This is a genomic window from Bacillus sp. FSL W8-0920, from assembly GCF_038593215.1.
Lineage (GTDB): Bacteria > Bacillota > Bacilli > Bacillales > Bacillaceae > Bacillus > Bacillus pumilus.
This window is the reverse complement of sequence record NZ_CP151974.1, coordinates 1,767,283-1,783,522: the sequence shown is the minus strand read 5'-3', so window position 1 is coordinate 1,783,522 and position 16,240 is coordinate 1,767,283. Positions and strand designations below refer to the sequence as shown.

The 16,240-nt window shown below is 40.9% G+C and carries 16 protein-coding genes; 4 read left to right on the top strand and 12 right to left on the bottom strand.

Annotation, left to right across the window (positions count from 1 at the left end; translation table 11 throughout):
- Nucleotides 1-19: 19 nt before the first annotated feature.
- From NSS78_RS08860 to NSS78_RS08850, 3 genes are all read right to left on the bottom strand, one after another.
- Nucleotides 20-565, bottom strand: a complete 546-nt coding sequence (locus NSS78_RS08860; RefSeq protein WP_050945461.1) for a TetR/AcrR family transcriptional regulator — start codon at nucleotides 563-565, stop codon at nucleotides 20-22.
- 256 nt (nucleotides 566-821) lie between these two features.
- A complete protein-coding gene (locus NSS78_RS08855) occupies nucleotides 822-1,532 on the bottom strand; it encodes a DUF421 domain-containing protein (RefSeq protein ID WP_113387033.1) in 711 nt (236 codons plus the stop codon).
- Between the two features lie 64 nt (nucleotides 1,533-1,596).
- On the bottom strand, nucleotides 1,597-3,813 hold the full coding sequence (locus NSS78_RS08850) for an RNA ligase (protein WP_268458575.1): 2,217 nt from the start codon (nucleotides 3,811-3,813) through the stop codon (nucleotides 1,597-1,599).
- Nucleotides 3,814-3,923: 110 nt separating this feature from the next.
- On the opposite strand from NSS78_RS08850, the gene NSS78_RS08845 reads away from it, so the two are divergent.
- Nucleotides 3,924-4,115 (top strand): TIGR00366 family protein, encoded by a 192-nt coding sequence (locus tag NSS78_RS08845; protein ID WP_003212466.1) that lies wholly within the window; start codon nucleotides 3,924-3,926, stop codon nucleotides 4,113-4,115.
- An 11-nt stretch (nucleotides 4,116-4,126) separates the two neighbouring features.
- On the opposite strand, the gene NSS78_RS08840 is transcribed toward NSS78_RS08845, so the two are convergent.
- The 8 genes from NSS78_RS08840 to NSS78_RS08805 form a co-directional block, all read right to left on the bottom strand.
- Nucleotides 4,127-5,035 carry a DMT family transporter gene (locus NSS78_RS08840; protein WP_050944906.1) on the bottom strand — a complete coding sequence of 303 codons (909 nt, stop codon included), beginning with the start codon at nucleotides 5,033-5,035 and terminating at the stop codon, nucleotides 4,127-4,129.
- Nucleotides 5,036-5,178: 143 nt separating this feature from the next.
- Nucleotides 5,179-5,901 (bottom strand): lactate utilization protein C, encoded by a 723-nt coding sequence (locus NSS78_RS08835; RefSeq protein WP_335364949.1) that lies wholly within the window; start codon nucleotides 5,899-5,901, stop codon nucleotides 5,179-5,181.
- Nucleotides 5,901-7,322: a LutB/LldF family L-lactate oxidation iron-sulfur protein gene (locus NSS78_RS08830; protein ID WP_335355666.1), complete on the bottom strand. Its 1,422-nt coding sequence runs from the start codon at nucleotides 7,320-7,322 to the stop codon at nucleotides 5,901-5,903. Before NSS78_RS08830 ends, NSS78_RS08835 begins: the two co-directional genes overlap by 1 nt.
- 21 nt (nucleotides 7,323-7,343) lie before the next feature.
- A complete protein-coding gene (locus tag NSS78_RS08825) occupies nucleotides 7,344-8,060 on the bottom strand; it encodes a (Fe-S)-binding protein (RefSeq protein WP_003211416.1) in 717 nt (238 codons plus the stop codon).
- Nucleotides 8,061-8,300: 240 nt separating this feature from the next.
- Complete coding sequence (locus tag NSS78_RS08820; protein ID WP_309217476.1) at nucleotides 8,301-9,896, bottom strand: M48 family metallopeptidase; 1,596 nt, start codon at nucleotides 9,894-9,896, stop codon at nucleotides 8,301-8,303.
- Nucleotides 9,897-10,157: 261 nt separating this feature from the next.
- Nucleotides 10,158-11,009, bottom strand: coding sequence for an SDR family oxidoreductase (locus NSS78_RS08815; protein WP_309217477.1), 852 nt, complete (start codon nucleotides 11,007-11,009; stop codon nucleotides 10,158-10,160).
- Nucleotides 11,010-11,111: 102 nt separating this feature from the next.
- Nucleotides 11,112-11,525 (bottom strand): Rrf2 family transcriptional regulator, encoded by a 414-nt coding sequence (locus tag NSS78_RS08810; protein WP_212046740.1) that lies wholly within the window; start codon nucleotides 11,523-11,525, stop codon nucleotides 11,112-11,114.
- Nucleotides 11,526-11,573: 48 nt separating this feature from the next.
- Nucleotides 11,574-12,047: a VOC family protein gene (locus tag NSS78_RS08805; RefSeq protein WP_050944912.1), complete on the bottom strand. Its 474-nt coding sequence runs from the start codon at nucleotides 12,045-12,047 to the stop codon at nucleotides 11,574-11,576.
- A 160-nt stretch (nucleotides 12,048-12,207) separates the two neighbouring features.
- On the opposite strand from NSS78_RS08805, the gene NSS78_RS08800 reads away from it, so the two are divergent.
- Nucleotides 12,208-12,651 (top strand): DUF2188 domain-containing protein, encoded by a 444-nt coding sequence (locus NSS78_RS08800; protein WP_212046739.1) that lies wholly within the window; start codon nucleotides 12,208-12,210, stop codon nucleotides 12,649-12,651.
- 23 nt (nucleotides 12,652-12,674) lie between these two features.
- Here the strand turns inward: NSS78_RS08800 and NSS78_RS08795 are convergent, their stop codons facing one another.
- Nucleotides 12,675-13,523: a Ku protein gene (locus tag NSS78_RS08795; RefSeq protein WP_058015683.1), complete on the bottom strand. Its 849-nt coding sequence runs from the start codon at nucleotides 13,521-13,523 to the stop codon at nucleotides 12,675-12,677.
- A 116-nt stretch (nucleotides 13,524-13,639) separates the two neighbouring features.
- Here NSS78_RS08795 and NSS78_RS08790 point away from each other — a divergent pair, with 116 nt between their 5' ends.
- Nucleotides 13,640-15,505, top strand: a complete 1,866-nt coding sequence (locus NSS78_RS08790) for a DNA ligase D (RefSeq protein ID WP_342468362.1) — start codon at nucleotides 13,640-13,642, stop codon at nucleotides 15,503-15,505.
- A gap of 34 nt (nucleotides 15,506-15,539) precedes the next feature.
- A complete protein-coding gene (locus NSS78_RS08785; RefSeq protein ID WP_050944914.1) occupies nucleotides 15,540-16,235 on the top strand; it encodes a YoaK family protein in 696 nt (231 codons plus the stop codon).
- The last annotated feature ends 5 nt before the right edge of the window (nucleotides 16,236-16,240 follow it).

Here is a 16,240-nt window from a genome sequence, read left to right as displayed (position 1 = left end):
GCCCACTCCTTTTCATTCATTAAGATGCGACGCTGATAGCGCGCCATAAACTTTGCTCAATGTCCTCTAGAAATTCAATCGTTGGCTCTATTTCTTCTGCAAGAATTTGTTTATGCAGCTGTACAAAGGCACCAAATACAATCGATAAAATGGTTCTACCTGAAAGATTTGGATGAATCCCATCCTTTTTCCCTTCTTCAAAGATAAGGAATAGCTCATGTAACAAATGCTGCATTTTCTCTTTGCTCGTCTCGTCTAAGTAATGGGATCGTTTATCAATTTCTAAGAAATATAGCCCGCTTGGATTCTCCTTTGTAAATAAAACCAAGCAATAAAATACATGCTTAAAGTACGCCCGAATACTCGCCTTTGGATCTGGACTGTTTGTGTTCATTTTTTCGATAAATGCAGAAAGGCTGCGCTGGTACAAAATATTGACGAGTGCCTCTTTACTGTCGAAATAACGGTAAATGGTTCCCGCTCCGACGTTTGCTCTTTTTGAAATCATTGGCATCGTGGTCCCATCAAAGCCCCGTTCAATAAATAAGTCTAGTGAAGCCTTCATGATCTGTTCTTGTTTATCAGTCACTGCTAGCACTTCATCCCCTCCTCGCCACAGGAATGAACGTTCATTCCGCAAACGGTATATTATATTAATATTTTAATTTGTTCTATATACACTTAAACACATTTATTTTTTTCCGTCATCACATTTTCTGAAAATAATAATAATTGAGAAATGATGCCTAGTCAGACAGCATCCAAACGACTTATAAACATTGACGGATATGTGTCATGCGGGTGACCTCCGCACTATACCTTCATTCTTGATCAATCGGAGAGTGAATGTGGTCGTCATATGTATCAATATATAAGCTGCCATTACTTGAACGGACTGCGTATACAATGTCCTTTAAGGAGAGCTGCCTTTTCTTAAGCTCTTCATCTATCCACTCCACCGTTAATTGATTTTCATGAATGTTTTTCAAAATGAGCTTTCCGTCCATGATCACTTCAATAGGCATGTAGCCCTCTGCCTTCATATACAATTGAAGATCCTTTCGAGTGACATTTTCAAACGAAGGATATTTTTTCACTGACATATGTCCATCTGTTTCAATTATGGCAAATTCAACTTCGCTAATATCAAAAATGTCTTTTTCTCTCAGCTGCTGATTTAAATAATCAAGGGTATATCTCATTCCCTTCATATTCTCTTCAAGAATTTTGCCATTTTGTATGACAAGGGTTGGTTTACCGGCCATAAATCCTCTCAATTTTCGGCTCCTTAAAGCAATGAGCGAAATCACATAAATGATCATGACAAGCGTGACAAAGGAAATCGTCGTGTGATGAAACGGAAGCGTTGTATTAAACGCGAGACTCGCCGCAATTGAACCTAAGCTAATGGCTGCTATAAAATCAAAAATATTCATTTGTGCTATGGTTTGCTTTCCAAGAAGACGTGCTCCACCAAATAAAATCGCAAAAGCAAACATCGTCCGTAAAATGACTTCAATATGGTCAGGCATGTAAGGGTCCACCTTTCAATTGCATCAAAAAAAGCCTTTTCCTTAGAAAAGACTCCTTTTTAGACTATGCATTTATTCCATCATTATTCAATTGGGCTGCATCGCTTTGCTCAAAATGTGAGCGCAGCTCAATAATGGAGCTATTTCTGACAGCATTGGCATCTTGCTCAAGAAGCCACGTATAAAATCTAGCTTGCTCCGCTGTTTGCAATGCCTGCATATATTTATGCGTGGAACGCTTCTCTGCAACGCGCTGTTTGATCGCGCGCATCTGCTTCCAGAATTGATAATAAGGAAGCTTGAGCTTGGTCATCAAGCCGCGATCATCCTCAATGACATATCCCTCTTCTTTGATCGAGTCGTCATGAGAAACGGCCTGATACCATTTATAAAAAGACGTCCAATCATGGAACACAGCCACTTCCTGCTTGCTGGATATTCCAAGCTGTTCGCTTACTCTTTTCACTTCAGTAAATGGTGCCTTTTCATAGCTTAGCTGACGCTTCACTATATCAAGCAAAATGAGTTGATCATGATCATATGTGATAATATGTGGGTCTTTCTCTGGCAAAATGACTTCAAACACAAGAGATGCATTGTGGTCACGTACGTATGATTTGATGTAGTCGACCTGCACGTCTCCGAAGGTCTGATAGAATAACTCCTCGACCCAGGAAGCATGCTGATTTTGTTTCACATGAGATGTATACGATTTGGACGTAAACACCAATTCGTCTTCCATTTCGTTATACCCAACCGTCCCTAAATATCCATTTGCTTTATCGTAGACGGTGACAGGAAATTGAAGGTGGTTCACTAGATGATGCATTTTTGTCTCCGGACGCTCATCAATGTTAAAAAATTTGTTGTAGCTTCTTGAAACAATCTGCTTTGACACCATATTGACAAACAAACCTCTTGCCTTCACATTCACATCATCCCACTGCCGTTCACTAAACGCTTTTTTCGTAAAATTAAAAGATGAAATATGGTGCGGAAGCTTTAATTCCTGTACATACTCATGCTGATCTAAGTGAGCTAAAAAGTCATCTAGTGAGATATCTGGTTGAATAGCGGCTGATGGTTTTTTCTCAGAAGCTCTATAGATTGGGTTGTCAATTTCATGAGTCTCAATCCCGTCAGCTGTGATTTTCAACACCCTCAGCTGTCCCCCGAATTCAACCTGGCCTTCTAGATTATAAGACCTTTCCGCTGCTTGAATAGGCAGCCTGTATAAATTGCGATGCCCGTGAATTTGAATGACATCTAATCCAGCAGTATTTTGAACAAACAAGTGATCAATGTCATCTGAATATTCACCTACACCGTGGATGAGTTGCTGTGTTGAGACATGCAATAGCTCTTCTGGCAAATGAGCAAGCCCCCCGTGGGTAACAAGAAATGTCTTGCCATGGTACGTAAAATAAGTAAGCTGATGAAATGTCCTAACAAACTTTCGTACTTCTTTTAAATCAAAGTCTGCTGCTTCAATCTCAGGTGCAGTATGCCGGTTAAACATATTACTTCTTACTTTTTCACCATGTGCAAACCGGTATAAATGCTGATCATGATTGCCCTCAATCACGATGACATTCCGGCATTCTCTATGTGCGAGCATCCATTCTAATACTTCCTTGTTTTCTATACCTCTATCAAGCAAATCACCTGCAAAGATATAAAGTTCATTTTCTTTAATATCTCCTTGTAAATAGGTGGTCAGAGCGGTATGACAGCCGTGAATATCTCCAAAAACATGAATGGCCTCATATTGATCGAAGGATCGAGGCTGATAGGTCATCACTTGCGGATATTCCTCAGGCTGCAAGACAGTCACCCATGATGGGACCTTTTCTGTTTTTAACCGCTCATTCATTTGATATAAAACAGACTCCCGCACAACTTTGTGAGCTTCCCGTGAGCGATTTTGCAATAGAGCTGTTTCAAGCGACACCTGCGTGAAATCGACGACATACACCCTGTAACGATACGATGTGGCCAGCGATTTATATTGAGATATCGATTTGCTTGAAATATGCGTGGCATCAATCACAGTAAAGTCTCCGCGTTCCATACGTGCTGTAAGCAATTCAAATAATAAAGACCAGACTTTGTGGTCATGCTTGCTTGAAATTTCTGGTTTCCCATTGACAGATAACTGTGGAGGCTGGGTCAAAAGACGAATCTGATCCGCTGATAATGTGTAAGGCTCTAAGCCTTGGGCTTTGATCCAAGTTGATTTCCCTACGCCTGGGAGACCTCGTAAAAGGACTAAAGTTCTCATATTGGTTCTCCTTTAATAAGTGATATTTTACCTATTATAGATAAATGATGGATAAATCTCAATCTTTTATCGATTATGGTAATATATAGATAGAAAGGGAGGTTTTACGTATGTCTAATGGGGAGAATATCGCATTTAATATTGGTGATCTTCTATTTCAAGTGTTCTCTCTTCTATTCATTGCTGCTATCGTGACGATCATTGTCATCGCTTTTCGAATGATCAGAAGAAAAAGAATGGAATTGAAGAAGGTTGAGGAAAGATTGAACAAAGTAATTGAAAAAAACGATTTAAAAGAGTAAAAATCCGGAATTTAACCGGATTTTTTTTGTTTCATCACAATCCCTTGCCGCTGCTGCATCAAAAAGAAAAAGACGCCTAAAAGGACAAGAAAACCGCCACACATTTGGAGCAGCGTGACTTTCTCTCCAAGCAGCCATACAGCAAGAATCGTGGCTCCAACAGGTTCGCCAAGGATACTCATTGAAATGGTTGTGGCATTGACATAGGTTAAAAGCCAATTATTAATGACATGAGACATGGTGGGAATGATCGCAAGCAATAAAAAGATTCCCCACTCTTTACCCGGATAGCCTGTAAAAGGCGTTTGCTGAATCAAATTGAATAAAATTAAAAAAAGACCGGCAAAACCAAACACACAAAAACTATAAATCCAATGAGATATCTTTCTGACAGCCTGTTGACCTATTAATAAATAACAAACAACCGCGATCACACTTAAAAAGGATAAAATGTCTCCTAGGATGGCTTCCTGGCTATGACCTATGTCTCCCCACCCAATCATAAGTGCACCAACAATTGCGGCACACATCGTCAAGAGTGCAGGCAGCGTGGTTCGTTCACGGAAAAAGAGAAAGCCGCCTAATAAGGAGACCATCGGCTGAAGGGCGATGATAATAGTAGAGCTTGCCACAGTCGTCAGCTTCAGTGAGCCAAACCACAACACAAAATGGAGTCCTAAAAAGAAGCCTGACATACATAAGAAAAACCAATCTCTTCGCTGAATCGAGAGAAATTCTTTTTTTCGTGGCAGAATAAACGGCAGCATAAAAATCGCGGCAAAGATCATTCGATACATGCTTAAAATAGCAGCAGGTGCATTTGACCATTTCACAATGATAGCAGAAAACGAAATGGCAATAATTGAAATCACAAGCGGTAGTGCAATTGATTTCTTTTGAGCAGTTGACTTCATGTCCATAAGCAGCTTCCTTTACATCAGCAGTAGATGAGAAGTTCATCTTGTATGTCGTCATCTTACTATGTCCAATCCGCTAGAGGCAAGATGATTTTAAAACTTATGTACGCTTTTTTGCATGAAAAAAGGCTTTCTTCTCGAAAGCCCTATTCATCATCTATCAATAGATAAACCGCCCGAACTGGACCATGAACCCCTACTACTAAATTCATCTCAATATCCGCAGAGTTACTCGGACCTGATATGAAATGAATAGCACCTTTCGCCTGCTCTCCCTCCTCTACTGAGCGATTAAGAGCCGAAACAGCTTGAATCATCCGCGGAACCACCGTGCTTTTTTCGATACACACGATATACATCATCGGTAAAAAATGGAGCGCTCTTCCTTGGCCCTGATGGGATGAAAGGACGACTGTACCTGATTCTGCTAAGGTGTAATCACTGAATACAACCGAATACGCCGCTTGTTCTACTAGCCTGATATTTTCTTCCCTTGAAGCCTCAGCATTCCAGCTGGTGACTGCGAATCCTTCGTGCTGCAAGGTGTCAAACATCGGATAAAATCCATATTGTTCAAAACGATGATCGCCCGATGTCATCACAGAACCCTCTCCATACTCTGTCATCAATGATCGTAATACAGAGGGCGCTTCCTCTGGTGTTGTTTCGACCACTCTTGTATGAATTCGTTGACATTGCACCTTCAATTGCTCGACTAGCTCTTCTTTAGACAAAAGTCCGTTTGTTTCCCACTGAACTTGATGCTTCCAAGCTGGACGCTGAATAGATGCAGGCGAGGAGGAATCCTTCCCTAATTGCTTACGGATATGAGCTAAAAACGATTCTCGGTGAGAAATGGTTCCCTTCATCACTGTTCCTCCTTCTGTCTCTTTTTAAACCAATCCCTGAATCTTTCTTTACTTGGAGCTGGCAGGTCACGAATATCTGTCCAATTCTTTAAAGGACCTATTCCTTTTGAAATCTGTCCGTTTGAAGCCATACGATTCATCAATACAGGAGCTGCTTTTGTTCCGAATTGATACATCCCGGGAGTCGATGCGCCCATTCCGAACATTTTCATCGCCATCATTTCAGCTTTAGACGCTCTCCCCTCTTTTTCCACGATGACTTGACGATGTTTTATTAATAACTCGTGAAGCGGGATCTTTACTGGACAAGCATCTGTGCAGGCCGCGCAAAGGCTGGATGCAAAGGGGAGCTCTTGGTAGTCATCATAGCCGCCAAGAAGCGGCGATAAAACAGCACCAATTGGCCCCGGATAAATCGATCCGTATGAATGTCCGCCCACATGCCGGTAAACTGGGCACACATTGATGCAGGCTGCGCACCTGATACATTGGAGAACAGACTGAAAGGCAGTACCTAATATATTGGACCGCCCATTGTCCACAATGACCAAGTGAAATTCTTCTGGCCCATCCACTTCTTCTTCTCCTTTTGGTCCAACGACAGAAATGTAACTCGTTAATTTCTGACCGACTGCACTTCTGCACAAAAGACCAACGAGGACATCCAGCTCCTCCATCGTTGGAACAATCCGTTCCATGCCCATAACGGCGATATGTGTCTTCGGGATAGCCGTGACAAGATCCGCATTCCCTTCATTTGTCACAAGGCAAATGGAACCTGTATTGGCGACAGCAAAATTACAGCCGGTGACACCAATATCTGCTTCGAGGAACTTTTCACGTAAGATGGCTCTCACAAAACTCGTCATATCTTCAGGTGTCTCTGACATCTCATATCCGAGCTTTTCGTGAAAGACTTCTCGTATTTGTTCTTTCGTCATATGAAGAGCAGGTGCCACAATATGTGAAGGAGGTTCATGATCATCTACTTGCAGAATATACTCGCCAAGATCGCTTTCCACCACCTCACAGCCGATCTCTTCAAGGGCTTGATTCATTTCAATTTCTTCTGTGACCATTGATTTTGATTTAACGATCTTTTGGGCCGCCTTTTTCTGTGCCACATGTTGAATATACGCCGATGCCTCTTCCTTTGTTTTTGCAAAAAAGACATGTCCCCCGCGTGCACTAACACTTTCACTTAATTGGTATAAGTAGTCATCAAGATGCGTCAGCGTATGCTGGCGGATTTCCTCGCCAAGCTCACGCCACTTTTCCCAGTTGCCAAGCTCTTCGCTCGCAGCTAGCCGCCTTTCATACAGGCGTTCCTGTGCTGAGGAAACAGCACCTCTCATGACTTTATCTTCTAACCCTTCCCCGATTCGTTCTTTAAAGGCCTTCTCTCCAATTTTCATACTCATGTGCCGTTCCCCCTCTTAAAGTCAGCGGCTATTTAATACCTCTGCGATATGCATCACTTGAATGGGCTTATCAAGACGATTCAGCCTCCCGCCAATATTCAGCAGGCAGCCGCAGTCAGCACCAATGATGTATTCAGCGTGTGTCTCCTCTATGCTTTGGACTTTCTCATCGACCATTTGCTCAGAAATAGGAGTCATTTTTACTGAAAAGGTTCCTCCAAATCCGCAGCAATTTTCGGCGCGCGGCAATGGTGTCATCGTCAAATCTTTGACATTTGACAACAGTGTGAAAGGGGCTTCCTTAATTCGCAGCAGTCTCGTCATATGACAGGATGTGTGATAGGTTGCGTTTCCTTTCAGGCTCGCTCCGACATCTGTGACGTGTAATATATCAACAATAAACTCGGTTAATTCATATGTTTTCTCAGCAAGTGCCTTAGCTTTTGCTGACCACACTGGGTCTTCTTTTAAAAGATGAGGATATTCTAAAAACATCGCCTTACAAGAACCTGACGGCGTCACGACATATTCAGCTGATTCAAAGGCTTTGATCATGTTTTTTGCTGCTTTAATGGTTTCTTTTGTATAGCCGCTGTTAAAGGCTGGCTGCCCGCAGCACACTTGTGCCTCTGGAAATTCCACTTCTACACCGAGCCTTTCTAATACTTCCACTGTGGCCTTTCCTACATTTGGCTGCATGGTGTCAATTAAACAAGTAACGAATAAATGGACTTTCATCGGCGAACTTCCCTTCTTTGCTGCAATTTGATTCATCAATTTGGTCATCTGATGACGAAATAACAGGCCTTATTTTCATTTTAATCCCAAATTTCTGAAATTTCAACGAGGTGATTTGTCTAAATTTGGACATATGGCTCGTGTAGCTTGAATGAAAAAAACGCCCTTTTGATAGGACGTTTGAGAAAATTTATTTTGTAATCATTTCACGAATTTTTTCGTCGATAGGAGTGAGATGGCCTAATTTTTCTTTATGTTCTCAATTCTTTTTTCGAAAGAGGGATGACTTTCACGCCATTCAGACTTTTTTCCATAATCTCCATCTTCTTCTTCAATAAGGCTGCTTAATTTAATCAAAGTATTGAGATACAGTGTTTTATTCCCAAGGTGGAAAACAGCAAAGTTATCAGCCTGAATCTCAAATAACCGGCTGATTTTCTTTGGCAGCCATTCCGTAATGAAGATCATGAGAATTACTCCTACTGGGAAAATAAGAACATATTGCCACCATCCGTTGGCAAGCATAACATGTCTGGCATAATACATACTGATACCCATAAGTAATGTTACGATCAAAGTTAGGTACATGGTATAATGTGCGTGTTTTAACTTTGCATGTCCCATTTCATGATATAAGATAGCACGAATTTCCTCTTTATCAAACTTTTCTAACAACCCTTCTGTCACATACACATCAACTCTTCTTTTAAATGGAAGTTTAAATGAATATATCCAGGCATTCACATCCTGTTTTGAGTCTTTTTTCACCCAAATATTCACCTTTTGGTTTGTCTTATACTCAATATCCTTGCGAATATACATGAATGCTTCTGTATTTAAAACTTCATATTTGTTTATTATTTTTTGAATGATTGAGTAACCAATAATAAATAATATGATTAGGGCGAAGTACCAACCACAGAATAGAAAAAGGTTATCCATGATCTTCGCTTGAAATGACAAAGGAAGTAATAAATAAGATCCGAAATATAACAAGGATAATGTGGCAGCACCAAACAAAACGACTTGCTCCCTAACATTCATTAAAAACGAATTTCCTGACGCACCTTCATTCTCTTCTAAACCTTCAGGCGTATCTTTTGTAGTATACTCAAATGAATAAGCTGTCAATAAGACTGACAGGAAACTAGGTACAAGTATAGAGAGAATGATGCTTAATACATAAGAGCCTGTTATTGATAGCGCATATCCCATTAAGAAAAAATAATTTAATCCCAAGGGAAGAAAAATGGCTAGAACAAAGGGAATAAATAATGTGAATAGGTTTTTCATAGATTCATGAAGATTAAAAAATAAAAATAACATAGCTGGAAAAAGAATTCCTATTAAGGTAATTAATATAATATATGTGGTATTATGCTTAAAACCTGTTTTGACCTTAGTAGTTTCTGTTAGATTCGTTAGATTGTATTTAGAGAAAAAAGGATTTTGCGATACCTGTTCCATCTTAATTTTATCATCATGAATAAGTACAAAACCTCTTCTTAGAAAAACCATTGCTTTTTCTTTCATTAATTTGTTAGTTTCAATCGTGCTAACTCTATTCCTAGATGAAATCTCCGTGAAATTTACTTGCTTTCCCCCCAATTGAAAGGCTGCTTCTGAACGATCTTTGGAGTCATCATCTTGATAGGTTAATAAAAAATCACCCTGATAAAGAGAATGGGAGATTAATACTTTTGGATTGTTAGCTTTGTTCGAATCAAGTAGAACAAAAGGAGAAACAACTGCTGAACGGATACCAACTTCAATCAAAATGACTATTATTGTTATAATGCTTGCAATAAGATAAGAAAGGGAGGCTTTTCGTAACATTTCGTCACATCCTGCTTATGTAGATTTTAAAAGGTTTCATATGTTAAGAAAGAGTAATAACCATTATATACGTCCATTATTCAGAAGAACTAATTGAAAATCTAACCTTTATTATTAGCTTCCCTATGCTAGATTAAGCAGGAAGAATAAACAAATAATAAGCCTAAATTCCATTTTAGTCCCAACTTCCTGCAATTTCAATGAAGTGCTCGTGTAGCTTGAATGAAAAAAACGCCCTTTAGATAGGACGTTTGAGAAAATTTATTTTGAAATCATTTCACGAATTTTTTCGTCGATAGGTGTTAACGGCCGTCCTAATAAGGTTTCGAAATCATGGCTTTCAACGGCTAAGGCACCATCGCGAATTCCGCTTTGAATGGCTTTGACAAATGGAACAGCTTCTTTTCGTACACCATTAGAAGCTAAAAATTCCCCAAATGTGTCGACATCAATTGGCTCCACTTTAATCTCTTTTCCGCTCACCTCACTGACAATGTGAGCAAGTTCAGTGTGTGTCCGAAGAGGGCCTGACAGTTCATATATCTCCTTGTCATGTTTAGAAAGTGTTAACGCATTTGCGGCCGCTTCTGCGTAGTCATTTCTTGTTGCCCAGCCAACCTTGCCATCACCAATTGGACTTAAAAATGGTGCGCCGCTAACGGCTGCTAGTATCGTATCTTTTTCATTTTCTACATACCAGTTGTTTCTTAGAAACACATGAGGAATGCCAGAGGCCACAATGGCTTCTTCAGTTTTTGCGTGGTCGTGTGCAAGGACAAGCTGACTCTCTCTTGCATTCACAACGCTTGTATAAGCAATAAAGGATACACTGGCTGCTTTCGCCGCTTGGATGGCAGCCGTATGTTGCTGCACGCGGTCACCATCCGCAGTTGAAATGATCAAAAGGCGGTCAATGCCTTGAAAGGCTGCCTTAAGGGTGTCTGGCTGAGTAAAGTCTCCGCGGCGTACATCCACCCCGGCTTCCTTTAAATGTGCTGCTTTTTGCGGATCTCGAACACTCACCGCAATTTGTTCAGCTGGTACCTTTTTAAGTAAATGCTGGACGACGAGCGATCCAAGCTGTCCTGTTGCGCCTGTTACTAATAACTTCATAATGTTTGACCTCCTCATTTTGTGATTCACGGTGATGTGCATACGTTATAATCAAAATGGTTACAACAAAAGTGTAAAAAAAGCTCCAATGTATGAGCTTTTTTATTCCGCCTCTGTCAATAATTGCTGAATTGTCACTTGCTTTAGGTGATTCTCAAGTGCAGCTTGTGCTTCTTTTAGTTCATGCCGCAGTCTTGTATCCATCGCTTGACCAATCGGACATGCGATGACTGGCTGATGGAAGTTAAACAATTCTTCATCCTCGCTTACATCGACAGCACGGTACACATCTAACAGCGTGATTTCCTCTGCCGGCCTTTTTAAGTAAGCACCACCTACTCCGCGGCGTATCTCAATGAGACCTGCCCGTTTGAGCATTGCCATCATTTTTCGAACAATGGCTGGATTTGAATTCACACTTTCTGCAATAAAATTCCCTGTACACTCTTTTTGAACACCTGCAATAAATGACAAAATATGAACAGCAATCGGATACCTGTTGCTAATTTGTTTCACAATCTTTCACCACCGTTGTAATCAATATAGTTACAACGAGTGATTTTGTCAATCAATAAACGGATTTTTCTTTCGATCCCAGTCCTCATATGTCATGATATCGTGGTCTTCTTCTGTATCAAGCTCAAGCGGGGCAATGCATTCAAGCAGATTTCCATCTGGGTCAAGAAAATAGATCGCTGCATGAAATTGCGGCGGATTATCGAGAACTAAAGGCTGCTTCTCTTCTGAAAAGCCAAACATTGGGTGAATGCTGATGCCTTTTTCAACCAGCCAAGCCTTGATTTGTTCGATACTAGAGGTTGTAATTTGAAAAGCAACGTGCCGTGTCGAGGGATGATATGGGAAGTCATTGATATCTACTTTCCACAAGCCAAGCCAGCTCTTCCCTTTCTCAATCCATAAAAAAGCAACTCGTTCATTTGCGTGAGCAAGTGTCAATTCCAATTTTTCATAAAACGCAATAGATTTCTTTAAGTCACTCACAGGTAAATGGGCTTCATACAAACCTTTTATCATCATCAAAATCACTCCTTTTCTACCTTCTATTCTGCGGGAATTGATGAGATTCTGCCTCAGCAAAACGATGTATTTTATCCCCTTCATTGGTTTGAGAAGAATGATATGTTTGATCGATTACATATGGGGGAAGTTGTTCAAATAAAAGAAAGGAGCGCTTTATATGCCTTGGACGATGAAAGATTATCCTGCTTCATTTAAATCATTAGACAACGTCATTCGAAAAAAAGCGCTTGAGATTGCGAACAAAATGATGCAGGAAGGCTATGACGAAAGTAGAGCCATCCCAATTGCAATCAGTCAAGCGAAAGAATGGAAAAAGAACGCAACGGAGAAAGAGATCGAGAATGTCTCAGCTCATGGTTCTGTCACGCCATCTAAAGACAGCAGCTCCGCAAGACCAGAGCTTATGGATCATGCGCAGCATGTCGTCAAGCACGAAGAAGGCTGGGCGGTTCAAACAGAGAAAGCAAAACGAGCAAGTGAGGTCAAAGAAACGAAACAAGAAGCCATCGACCGGGCAAGTGAGATTGCATCTAATAAAGGGACTTCTGTTGTTATCCATAGAAAAGATGGGAACATTCAGGATGTGTTAAAACCGCAGTAAGACCGCTCAAAAGCGGTCTTATTTTATGCATTCTTTTCTTTTTTCGCTGGTGCTTTTCTTTTTTTAGGTGCTGTCTTTTTCGCTTTGGCTGGTTTTGATCGGTCGATTGAAGCCTGTAGAGCTGCCATTAAATCGGTCACATTGGATGCAGGATCTTTTTTGCCTGTCGTTTCTGGCTGAACTGTATGTTCTCCAGATATTTTATCTCCAATTAAATTCATCAGCTGTTCTCTGTATTCATCCTGATAGGCAGCTGGATCGAAAGTTGTGGTTAATTGCTCGATTAAAAGAAGCGCTGTATCTAACTCCTTTTTTACAATGTTTTCTTCTTGGGGGATATTCGGTACATCTGATACCTGTCTAATTTCATCAGGGAAATGAATGGTTTCCATCAGTAAAATATGTTCATAGCATCTAACGATTGCTAATTGCTCCTTTGAGCGGATCATAATCTTTGCGACACCAATTTTCCCCGATTCCTCTAAAGCTTTTCTTAATAATGAATAAGCCTTCGCTCCGCCGGTATCTGGTGATAAAAAGTAACTTCTTTCATAATAGATTGGATCAATCTCTTCGATCTTCACAAAATCAATGATTTCAACGGCTTTTTCTTCATTTTCTTTTCGCAGCTTTTCAAGCTCTTCCTCGTCTAATTCAATGAATTTATTTTTCGCATACTCGTACGCTTTGACGATTTGTTCTGGTGCCACCTCTTCACCGCAATTGGCACATACTTTCTTGTAGTTAATGGGCGTGTGACACTCTTTATGCAGCTGCCTTAATTTAATGTCTTTGTTCTCTGTAGCGGTAAACAGCTTCACTGGAATATTGACTAGTCCAAAGCTAATGCCGCCTTTCCAAACTGTATGCATCGCGTCACCTCCGTTCTTTTCTCCTTACTATGCAATGTTTTCGTTAGACTTATGTATGTGAATGAAAATTTCATCCCACTCTAAGAACACATCATATGAGGAAGTGACATGCACAAATGAAACCTATGCAATTAACGGCTGCACATGAGGTTCCTACCGGTGCAGACTGGGTGTATGAATTAAAATATGACGGCTTTCGAGCCATTCTGACGTGGGATCAAAACGAGATTCATTTAGAAAGCAGAGCCGGAAAACGATTAAATGAACAGTTTCCTGAGGTGATTGAACAGTGCGAACAATTAAGGGATCAGTTTGCTCTTTTTTTACCTCTGACGTTTGACGGGGAATTGGTCTTTTTACTGGATGAACAGCAAAGCGATTTTGCGAGGGTTCAGCAAAGAGGCAGGCTGAAAAACAAAGAGGCGATTAAGCAACAGGCTGAGCGGTTTCCATGTCATTTGATCGCATTTGATCTATTAAGATGCAAAGGGCAATCTCTAATTGATTTACCGTTGATAGAAAGGAAAAAACAGTTACAGCAAGTTTTCCAAGCAGCAAAACTTCCGCCATCTGTACAGCTTGAACACCCTTCCCTTCTTCAACTCATTCATACAGACACAAATCCTGAAAATATGAAAAAGCTGATGACGACGTATTTAGCAGAAGGACTCGTTGCGAAAAAAGGAACGAGTAAATGGCACGACAATACCCGGTCAAAAGAATGGTTGAAAGTCAAAAACTGGCGATATGTCTCTGTCATAGTGACTCATTTTGATAAAGAAAATGGCTACTTTCAAGGCTGTATTTATCAAGATCATCAACTCACTGAGGTTGTCCAATTCAAGCATGGATTTTCTAAAGAAGAAGAACAAACGCTTCGTACGCTCTTTCAAACAAAAGGCAAGCAGACAGGGGCATCAGGATATGAAATCCCACCTTCTATCGTCGCGAGCATTGCTTGTATCTCCTTTGATGGATCCGCCTTAAGAGAGCCGCGTTTTTCTTCCTTTTTACTAGATACTGATCCAGCGACGTGTACGTTTCAGCAAATGCTCAAACAGCTATATCCGCTCCCTGCTGTGATTGACATCACTCATCCCGAAAAACCGATTGTGCCAGCTCTTCATCTGAACAAGGCAGATTACTTACTTTATTTGAGACAAGCCGCTCCCTATCTCTTGCCCTTTTTACGTGAAAGACGGCTGACTTTAATTCGGTTTCCTCATGGCGCCGGGGATGAATTCTTTTATCAAAAGTCGACACCTGATTATGCGCCAGATTATGTGTTGACCGATCAAGCTGATGATATTGCTTACACGGTCTGTAATGACCCTCAGACGCTTCTTTGGCTTGGCAACCAGCTTGCAATGGAATTTCATATTCCTTTTGAAACAAGGGATACGAACCGGCCGGTCGAAATCGTCTTTGATTTAGACCCGCCGTCTGTTAACGAGTTTCATCTAGCCATAGAAGCTGCCAAGCGAATCAAAACGCTTTTAGACGGTCTCTTTCTCACAGCCTTTATTAAAACAAGCGGTGGTAAAGGCCTACAAGTGTATATTCCATTAAAGAAAAATGCCTTCACATACGTAGAAACGAGAACATTTACCGCGTTTATATGCCAATTTTTATGTGAACAAGCCCCTGAGCTATTTACTTTGGAACGTCTTAAGAAAAAACGCGGCAAGCGCTTGTATTTAGACTATATTCAGCACGATGCTGGAAAAACAATCATTGCGCCCTATTCACCAAGAGGAAATGAGCTTGGACTTGTAGCGACACCGCTTGAATGGGACGAACTCCATCAAAATGGACTTCATCCTTCTTTGTTTACCATGCCAGCTGTGATAGAGCGTCTAAAGGAAAAAGGCGATCCATTCCGACGCATGAGGCACCTTGCAAATGATGACACTTTCAGACAAGTTTTGCACCGGCTTGAGGACATTATCCCGGCACATAAGATGGACATACGCGGTCATTAAGCGTTACACTTACTCATTAGAGAGTAAGAAAGGGATGACCATTTTGACCGCACATTCATTTCGAAATATAGCACTTATTTTCTTGTGCCTTGCAGCAGGTATTGTGGATGTGATTGGCTATTTGAGCTTAGGGCATGTATTTACAGCCAATATGACAGGTAATATTGTGCTACTTGGCATTGCAGCAGGAAGCTCCTTGCAGCTTACGGCCCTTCATTCCATCACCGCACTGAGTGGATTTGTATTAGGGATTTTACTTGCTGTTGTGATAGGCGGAAAGCATGAGAAAACATTTTGGCCAAAAGCCGTTACACGTATCTTTATCATAGAAGTCCTGATACTGCTTCTATTTGCTCTCATGACCATTTTCCCTTATACACAAGGTGCTTATTTTATGCTCATTATCCTTTTAAGCATGGCCATGGGCCTGCAGACAGCGGCCGCCCGCAAATTAAATGTGGCTGGCATTTCCACAACGGTTCTAACGAATACACTCGCCAACCTATTTGAGGATTTGGCTCAGCGCATTTCACATCGGGAAAAAAGAACAGCTCCCATTCAGCATGTCAGTTTCATGCGAATAGGCTCTATTGTCTTTTACTGCCTAGGTGCTGCATTAGCGGCATACACAGATGCATTTGATCCGTTTATCATCATTTGGCTGCCTATCTCTATCCTAGGGGTCATTGTGATCACTGCTGCATTCAAGCACTTTCATCAATTGAAATAGCCAAT

Coding starts and splice junctions, on each gene's coding strand:
- NSS78_RS08825 (WP_003211416.1), bottom strand. CDS start 8,060: ATGAAAGTCCATTTATTCGTTACTTGTTTAATTGACACCATGCAGCCA.
- NSS78_RS08820 (WP_309217476.1), bottom strand. CDS start 9,896: ATGTTACGAAAAGCCTCCCTTTCTTATCTTATTGCAAGCATTATAACA.
- NSS78_RS08815 (WP_309217477.1), bottom strand. CDS start 11,009: ATGAAGTTATTAGTAACAGGCGCAACAGGACAGCTTGGATCGCTCGTC.
- NSS78_RS08795 (WP_058015683.1), bottom strand. CDS start 13,523: ATGCATACAGTTTGGAAAGGCGGCATTAGCTTTGGACTAGTCAATATT.
- NSS78_RS08805 (WP_050944912.1), bottom strand. CDS start 12,047: ATGATGATAAAAGGTTTGTATGAAGCCCATTTACCTGTGAGTGACTTA.
- NSS78_RS08785 (WP_050944914.1), top strand. CDS start 15,540: ATGACCATTTTGACCGCACATTCATTTCGAAATATAGCACTTATTTTC.
- NSS78_RS08830 (WP_335355666.1), bottom strand. CDS start 7,322: ATGAGTATGAAAATTGGAGAGAAGGCCTTTAAAGAACGAATCGGGGAA.
- NSS78_RS08845 (WP_003212466.1), top strand. CDS start 3,924: ATGTCTAATGGGGAGAATATCGCATTTAATATTGGTGATCTTCTATTT.
- NSS78_RS08850 (WP_268458575.1), bottom strand. CDS start 3,813: ATGAGAACTTTAGTCCTTTTACGAGGTCTCCCAGGCGTAGGGAAATCA.
- NSS78_RS08790 (WP_342468362.1), top strand. CDS start 13,640: ATGAAACCTATGCAATTAACGGCTGCACATGAGGTTCCTACCGGTGCA.
- NSS78_RS08835 (WP_335364949.1), bottom strand. CDS start 5,901: ATGAAGGGAACCATTTCTCACCGAGAATCGTTTTTAGCTCATATCCGT.
- NSS78_RS08800 (WP_212046739.1), top strand. CDS start 12,208: ATGCCTTGGACGATGAAAGATTATCCTGCTTCATTTAAATCATTAGAC.
- NSS78_RS08840 (WP_050944906.1), bottom strand. CDS start 5,035: ATGGACATGAAGTCAACTGCTCAAAAGAAATCAATTGCACTACCGCTT.
- NSS78_RS08860 (WP_050945461.1), bottom strand. CDS start 565: ATGAAGGCTTCACTAGACTTATTTATTGAACGGGGCTTTGATGGGACC.
- NSS78_RS08855 (WP_113387033.1), bottom strand. CDS start 1,532: ATGCCTGACCATATTGAAGTCATTTTACGGACGATGTTTGCTTTTGCG.